Origin of the sequence: Modestobacter sp. VKM Ac-2977 (assembly GCF_026968045.1) — a bacterium.
Lineage (GTDB): Bacteria > Actinomycetota > Actinomycetes > Mycobacteriales > Geodermatophilaceae > Modestobacter.
In genome coordinates, this window is the sequence record NZ_JAPVBQ010000016.1 from 1 (window position 1) to 209 (window position 209).

Genomic DNA, 209 nt, shown 5'->3' on the forward strand with positions numbered 1-209 from the left:
AGGATCTTGTGCGTCTCGGTGAGCGCACCTTCAGCGGTCTGCACGACCGAGATGCCGTCCTGGGTGTTGCGGACGGCCATCTTGAGGCCGCCGATCTGCGAGCGGAGGCCCTCGGAGATGGCCAGGCCCGCTGCGTCGTCGGCGGCGCGGTTGATGCGGAAGCCGGAGGAGAGCTTCTCCAGCGACTTGCTCATCTGGCTGTCGGTGAC

At 67.0% G+C, this 209-nt stretch carries 1 protein-coding gene; it reads right to left on the bottom strand.

What is annotated here, in order from left to right; all coding sequences use genetic code 11:
* A partial coding sequence (locus tag O2V63_RS20720; RefSeq protein ID WP_442929051.1) for a flagellin N-terminal helical domain-containing protein occupies positions 1–209 on the bottom strand: 209 nt, incomplete at both ends.